The 6959-nt window shown below is 63.1% G+C and carries 8 protein-coding genes and 1 pseudogene; 8 read left to right on the forward strand and 1 reads right to left on the reverse strand.

Translation table 11 applies throughout. The features are described from left to right. Positions 1-12 precede the first annotated feature (12 nt). The 8 genes and pseudogenes from GVL61_RS18515 to GVL61_RS18550 form a co-directional block, all read left to right on the forward strand. Positions 13-987 carry a quinone oxidoreductase gene (locus tag GVL61_RS18515; RefSeq protein WP_159982131.1) on the forward strand — a complete coding sequence of 325 codons (975 nt, stop codon included), beginning with the start codon at positions 13-15 and terminating at the stop codon, positions 985-987. 49 nt (positions 988-1036) lie between these two features. After that, positions 1037-1408, forward strand: coding sequence for a cupin domain-containing protein (locus GVL61_RS18520; protein WP_200844936.1), 372 nt, complete (start codon positions 1037-1039; stop codon positions 1406-1408). 13 nt (positions 1409-1421) lie between these two features. Then, positions 1422-2222 carry an alpha/beta fold hydrolase gene (locus GVL61_RS18525; RefSeq protein ID WP_159982132.1) on the forward strand — a complete coding sequence of 267 codons (801 nt, stop codon included), beginning with the start codon at positions 1422-1424 and terminating at the stop codon, positions 2220-2222. A gap of 23 nt (positions 2223-2245) precedes the next feature. Next, the gene (locus tag GVL61_RS18530) at positions 2246-3163 is read left to right on the forward strand and encodes an SMP-30/gluconolactonase/LRE family protein (RefSeq protein WP_159982133.1); all 918 of its coding nucleotides are present in this window, start codon (positions 2246-2248) and stop codon (positions 3161-3163) included. A gap of 30 nt (positions 3164-3193) precedes the next feature. Continuing rightward, positions 3194-3832: a carboxymuconolactone decarboxylase family protein gene (locus GVL61_RS18535; protein ID WP_159982134.1), complete on the forward strand. Its 639-nt coding sequence runs from the start codon at positions 3194-3196 to the stop codon at positions 3830-3832. Positions 3833-3856: 24 nt separating this feature from the next. Beyond that, the gene (locus GVL61_RS18540; protein WP_159982135.1) at positions 3857-4387 is read left to right on the forward strand and encodes a VOC family protein; all 531 of its coding nucleotides are present in this window, start codon (positions 3857-3859) and stop codon (positions 4385-4387) included. A 177-nt stretch (positions 4388-4564) separates the two neighbouring features. Continuing rightward, the gene (locus GVL61_RS18545) at positions 4565-5368 is read left to right on the forward strand and encodes an SDR family NAD(P)-dependent oxidoreductase (RefSeq protein ID WP_159982136.1); all 804 of its coding nucleotides are present in this window, start codon (positions 4565-4567) and stop codon (positions 5366-5368) included. Between the two features lie 97 nt (positions 5369-5465). Continuing rightward, a pseudogene (locus GVL61_RS18550) lies at positions 5466-5779 on the forward strand (transposase); the annotation flags it as partial. 62 nt (positions 5780-5841) lie between these two features. Here GVL61_RS18550 and GVL61_RS18555 read toward each other — a convergent pair. Continuing rightward, positions 5842-6798, reverse strand: a complete 957-nt coding sequence (locus tag GVL61_RS18555) for an IS256 family transposase (RefSeq protein ID WP_235037786.1) — start codon at positions 6796-6798, stop codon at positions 5842-5844. Positions 6799-6959: the final 161 nt, after the last annotated feature.

Genomic DNA, 6959 nt, shown 5'->3' on the forward strand with positions numbered 1-6959 from the left:
GACGAGAGCAGCATGACCCGCGTCGTCCAGATGCGCGAGCCGGGCGGGCCCGAGGTGCTGCAGGTGGTCAATGTCGACTTGCCCGCACCCGCGCCGGGCGAAGTGCGGCTGCGGCAGACCGCCATCGGCGTTAACTATCACGACGTCTACGTCCGCTCGGGGCTTTACCAGTCGCTGCCATTGCCCGGCGTTCCCGGAATCGAGGCGATCGGTGTGGTCGAGCAAGTCGGCGACGCGGTGACCAACGCCGCGGTGGGCGACCGTATCGGCTACATCACCGGCCAGTACGGTTGCTATGCGCAGGCGCGCAATCTCGACGCCGCGCTGGCAGTGAAAATCCCGACGGCATTGAGCGATGCTCAGGCCGCGGCCTCGCTGATGAAGGCGTTCACTGTCGCCGTCCTGCTCCACCGCGTGCATGTGGTGCGCAGCGGCGATACGATCCTCGTCCACGCAGCGGCCGGCGGTGTCGGGCAGCTGTTGTGCAGCTGGGCGAGCCATCTTGGCGCGACGGTGATCGGCACAGTCGGCAGTGAGGAAAAGGCACGGATTGCCCGCGACCACGGCGCCGACCACGTGATCCTTTACCGGCAGGAAGATGTCTCCGCCCGCGTCCACAAGATCACCGGCGGGACCGGCGTCTCCGCCGTCTACGACGCGGTGGGCGCCGACACCTTCGAGGGCAGCGTGGCCGCGCTCGACTTTCGAGGGCATCTGATCGCCTACGGGCAAGCCTCAGGTCCGGTTCCGCCGTTCGGAATGGGTCTGCTCGCTTCGCATTCGCTCACCTTCAGCCGCCCGATCGTGTTCCACTACTTGCGGTCGCGCGAGATGCTGGCGGAGCTCGCGGGCCAGGTTCTGAACGCCTTCGAGAACAAGGTCATCCAGCCGATCGATCCTGTCGTCCTGCCGCTCGAAGAGGCCGCGCAGGCGCACCGCATGCTGGAGGCACGCCAAAGTCCCGGCGGCATCGTGCTGGTGCCCTGAGAGGGGGCTGCAAGTGCCGGTAGTAAATGAGCAATTGGGAGATGAGTTCATGAGTGAAGAAAAGGCCGTGGTGTCGCGCTGGGACGATGTGCGCCTCGACAAGATGCGTGGCGGCATCACCCGCAAATTCGTCCACTCCGAGAAGATGATGGTCGGCCAGATCAGCTTCCAGAAGGGTGACAGCGTCCCCGCGCACCGGCACGACAACGAACAGTACACCTACGTCCTCACAGGTGCGCTGCGCTTCCTGTTCGGCGAGGATCAGACCCAAGAAGTGGTGGTCGGCCCGGGCGAGATCGTGCTGATCCCCTCCGGGCTGCTCCACAGCGCCAGCGCCGACGAGGACACATTCGAACTCGACATCTTCTGCCCGCCCCGGCGCGACTGGATCGACGGCGACGACGCCTACATGCGTCAGTAATCGGGAACCCGACATGCTCGTGAACATCGACGGCCGCGACTTGCGCTACGATATCTTGGGCGACGAGGCCGCGCCCGTGGTGTGCCTGGCGCACGCCCTGTCGTCGGACAGCGGCATCTGGGCCGAGCAAGTGCCGTCGCTACTGGCGGCGGGCTGGCGCGTGCTGCGCCCCGACATGCGCGGGCATGGCGGCAGCGAGGCCGGCGTCGACGACTACGCGATGTCGGCACTGACGCAGGACATCGTCGGCATCCTCGACTTCCTCGGCATCGACAAGGTTCATTTCGTCGGCCTGTCGATCGGTGGCATGATTGGTCAGACTTTCGCGATCGAGCATCCCGAGCGCCTCCGCTCACTCATGCTGTGCGGCACTGCGCCCGCCGCGCTCGAAGGCGGGATGGACGTGCTGTGGAAGCCGCGCTTCGCGGCGATCGCCGCGGCGGGTTCGGTCGCGCCGCTGGCCGACGCGACGATGCCGCGCTGGTTCACCGAGGCGTTCCGGGAACGCCGGCCCGACCGCGTGCAGCAGATCTATCAGACGGTCTGCCGGACCACTCCGGCCGGTTACCGCGGCGGCGGCATTGCCATCGATACGTTCGACGTGCGCGACCAGCTGCACTCCATCACCATGCCCACGCTGGTGCTGTGCGGCGATGGCGACACCGGAACGCCCCCGTCGGGCAACCGCGCCATCGCGAACGCTATCCCCGGCGCCCGCTACGTCGAACTCGAGAACGCCCGCCACATTCCCATGGTCGAGTACCCCGAGCTGTTCAGCTCGATCCTGCTCGACTGGCTCGCCGCGCACCGGTAGCCGTAGCGAAACAGGAGCAGATGATGTACGCGGCACCTCCCAGCGTCACTGCCGAAGTGTTCGCCGTCATCCCCGAGGCGATCGGCTATGGCAACCGTCGGTCCGCCTGGGCGGATGCGCAGATCAACGGCGCGCCCACACCGACCTACCTGGAAGGGCCCTGCTTCGATGCGCGCGGCAACTTGTGGGTCACCGACATTCCTTGGGGGCGGCTGCTGAAGATCACGCCCGAGGGCGACGTCTCGGTCGGCGCCGAATACGACGGCCAACCCAACGGCCTCAAGTTCCTGGCCGACGGGCGCGGCCTCATCGCCGATTTCAAGAACGGCCTGATGGTCTTCGATCCGGCGACCGGCACCGTCGAGCCCTATCTCGTCCGGCGATTGCTGGAGCCGTTTCGGGGTCTCAACGACCTGACCGTCGCGAGCAACGGCGACCTCTACTTTACCGACCAGGGCATGTCGGGGCTGCACGATCCTTACGGCAAGGTCTATCGCCTGACAGCGGCGGGCAAACTCGAACTGCTGCTCGACCGGATCCCCAGCCCGAACGGCCTGGTGCTGAACAAGGCCGAGAATGCGCTGATGCTGGCGGTGACGCGGGCCAACGCGGTTTGGCGCGTGCCGCTGACGGCAGACGGCGGCGTGACCAAGGTCGGCACCTTTATCCAGATGAGCGGCGGCAACGGCCCGGACGGCATGGCGATGGACGAGGATGACAACATTGCCGTCTGCCACGTCGGCATGGGCTGCACCTGGGTGTTCGACAAGCTAGGCGAACCGCTCCTGCGCATACGCTCACCACGCGGGCTGAAGATCACCAACTGCGCTTATGGCGGGCCAGACCGCCGCACGCTGTTCATCACCGAGTCCGGTACCGGCACGATCCTGCGCGCTGAACTCGACGTTCCCGGCCGTGTCCTACACGCGCGCGCCGACTAGCCACCCCCATCGCTTCACGAGGACAGATCCATGGCACAAGCAAGAGCACCGGAAACCGGCCCCGGCGGCTTCGATCCCGAGCAGCGGCACGCGCAAGTGCTTGCATCGGGTCCACGTATCGAGGCCATTCCGAACGACCAGATAGACGAGAAGTCGTGGGAATTGGTGAATACGTTGCGCCAAGCCGCCGGGGCTCCGCCTACCGACGAGATGCCCGCATTCATGCGGCTGATGGCCAAGCACCCACCCCTCTTCCGCCGCCAGATGGAAATGGGGAACGTGCTGTTCAACGGACGCATCTCTCCGCGCGAGCGCGAACTCGCGGTACTTCGCATCTCTTGGCTAGCCGGCGCCGCTTTCGAATGGGGCGAGCATGTGGAAATTGGCAAGCGTGTTGGTCTGTCGGCAGAGGAGATCCAACGCGTCACGCAGGGCTCCTCGGTAACTGCTTGGAGCGTGCACGATGCCGCGATCTTGCGAGCGGTCGAGGAATTGCTTTCGGATTACGCCATCTCGGACCCGACCTGGGCCATACTCGCCCGTTCCTGGGACGAGCAGCAACTCATCGAATTGCCGATGATGGTGGGTCAGTACTTGACCACCGCCTTTCTCCTCAACTCGCTCCACGTGCAGCTCGGGGCCGGCAACCCGGGCCTGGCTCAGCGCTGAGCTTTAGAAAAAAGGAAGCATCACATGTCGTCTGTCTTTGGGGAAGTTCGACAACTCGGCTTCATGTCTCGCGACATAGATCGCAGCATGCAGTACTTCGTCGAGGCTTGGGGTGTCGGCCCCTGGTACGTTCTACGCAATTTGTCCGCCGCCATGCTGTACGAAGGGCAGGCCATCGATCTCGATATGTCGATCGCGATGGCCAATTGCGGCGACCTGCAGTTCGAGATCGTGATGCAGCACAACGAGAAGGTGCGTTCGCTCTACACCGACTCCCTGGCGCACACCCCAGGGCTGCATCTTCAGCATGTCGCCGTATGGAAGGACGACGTGCGGGCGGCGGAGGCCGAAGCCCATGCCAGGGGATGGCGGTCAATCTTCGAAACCAACTCAGGGCCGGGCAAGTCCATTTTCGTCACGCACCCCGACGAGCCGGCGGTCTGCATCGAACTGAGTGATTGTGATCCGTTCAAGGACGGTGTTCGAGATGCAATCAAAAGGCTTGCGAGCGTTTGGGACGGTAGTGAACCCGTGCGTGAGGGGCTGCCGCAATAGATCGGACGGCTACAGGCCTGGTGTAACTCGTGGGAGAAAGTTGGCGTATCGCAATTAGTGTGGCGATATTTTTCTTACCGGTGCCATCATCGCCCATCATTCTATCTGTTTTCTTCAAAAACTCATCTGCGATGCGTCCAGAACACCTCGCCGCTCATTATCAAAGGACTAGATAACATGCGTCTCAAAGAGAAGGTTGCCGTGATAACTGGCGCTGGCTCCGGCATGGGCCGTTGTATGGCAGAGCTGTTTGTTCGGGAAGGCGCAAAGGTGGTATGCGCGGATCGCAGTGGACGGCAGGATGAGGTAGCGGAATGGCTCGGTGCCGATGCTGCAATTGCTGTGCAATGCGACGTCGGGATCGGCGCTGATGTGCAGCGTATGATTACGACGGCAGAGGAGCGGTTTGGGCGCCTCGATATACTTTGCAACAATGCTGGCTTCGGCGGGCGGATGATGCCGCTGCATGAGCAGACCGAAGAAAACTTCGAGATAGTTCATGCTGCGAATCTACGAGGTGTTTTCCTTGGCATGAAATATGGCATCATATCCATGCTGAAGACGGGCGGCGGCGCTATCGTGAACACGGCATCAGCCGCTGCTGTCGTGGGGTGGAAGCACCACGCTATCTACTCAGGCGCCAAGGCGGGCGTGCTGCAGATGACGAAAAGCGCTGCGTTGGACTACGCCGAACAAGGTATCAGGATCAACGCAGTACTGCCCGGTAATACGTGGACCGGGCTCGTCCCAGCTTCTCAAGGCAATGCCGCGCCGCCACCAGGAACGCGCGCGTTACCCGGCGTTCCGATGAACCGGTGGGGGCTGCCGCAGGAAATCGCTGCTGCCGCTCTTTTCCTGGCGAGCGATGATGCCTCATTCACGACTGGCGCTGCGCTACCGGTCGACGGTGGGTACACCATTGGATTCTCAGGAATGGCGGCCGAAACATCCGACGCGCCAGAATTCCCGCCGCCGTTCTGATTTAGGGTCGGACGTGACCCCCGGTTTAGGGTCGGTATTCAATAAGGTTGCGCGGCAGGCGGTTGGCTGATTCAAGGTTGCCGAGGAAGCGCGTTGGATGAGCAAGCACCTTTATTGGCTGAATGACAGGAGTTGGGCAGCGATTGAACCGCTGCTTCCAACAGGTCGTCGTGGCGCCCATCGTGTCGATGATCGCCGGGTGATCTCGGGCATCATGCACATGCTCAAGACGGGTGCGCGATGGCGCGATTGCCCGGCCCAGTACGGCCCGTACACGACGATCTACAGCCGCTTCAATCGCTGGAGCCAGCAGAGGGTCTGGGAGGATGTCTTCTACGCCCTGACCGACTCGACCGGCCTGATCGGCGGCGTTACAGCCTCGATCGACAGATGCATATCAAGGCACATCGTTCGGCAGGTAGCGCAAACGTAGATTGAGCAACCTCACGTCTGGAAATTGAATCGGGTGGGAATCACGCATCCCGGCATTCCCATTTGATGTAGGCCTTGTTGTCGCAAGCCCATGTTTCGTCGATTTCGACGAGAACGGCGGAGACGAGGCGGAGGAGCGCCTCGTCGTTGGGGAAGACCCTGACCTTGACGGTGCGGCGCTTGAGTTCCTGCTGGACGGCGCGCTCGATCGGGTTTGAGGTGCGCAGTCGCCGGCGGTGGTGCTCAGGCAGAGCGAAGACAGCCAGGCCTTCGGGGATGGCATTTTCGAGCCACCTGGCGAGTTTGGGCGCGGTTTTGCAGTAGCCCGCAACGAGCTCGTCAAGCGCGGCCTGTGCCTTTGCCAGCGAACCGGCGTTCCAGACGCTACGCAGCTCTGAGCCGATGCGAGCGCGGATGGCGACGTTGGGAGCGTGATGGATGGCATTGGCGGCGAGGTGGAACTGGCAGCGCTGCCAGGTGGCCGACCCGAGTACCGCCCGGCGAGCGGCGCGCAGGCCTGCATGATCATCCGACACGATGAATTCGACGCCTCGCATGCCGCGGGCGACAAGGTCATCGAGGAAGCCGCGCCAGTGGACCTCAGCCTCCGACAGGGCAACACTGACACCGAGCACCCGGCGACGCTCGTCAGATCCGATCCCGATCGCAGAGAATACCGCAGCATCGCGCACCACGCCGCCCTGGCGCATTTTCTCGTATCGTGCGTCGAGGATGAGGTAACGGATCTCGCCCAGTGGACGGGTCCGCCACGCCTCCAGTTCGTCGTCAAGCAGGGCTGCAGCGCGGCTGACCTGTGAAGAGGACATGCCTTCGATGCCAAATTCGCGCAGCACCGCTTCGGTCTGACGGGTGGAAACACCTTTCACGTACATCTCCGCTACCGCCAGCATGACCGCACGCACAGAGCGGCAGCCTCGCTCCAGCGATTGCGGGTAGAAAGGCTGCCCGTCATGACCGGCGGTCTTGGGGACTGCCACATGCACCGTGCCCGCTGGCGTATCGATCCGCTTGTGTCAGACGAAATGAGAAACTGACCCCCTGCCGAATCTGAGAACTGACCCCTTCGGCTGAAGAGGGAAAGACAGATGACAAAAGGGATTCCAGAGTTTCCTGCACAGAGGTTGGCTGTGCAGGGAGA

The organism is Novosphingobium sp. 18050, assembly GCF_902706195.1.
Lineage (GTDB): Bacteria > Pseudomonadota > Alphaproteobacteria > Sphingomonadales > Sphingomonadaceae > Novosphingobium.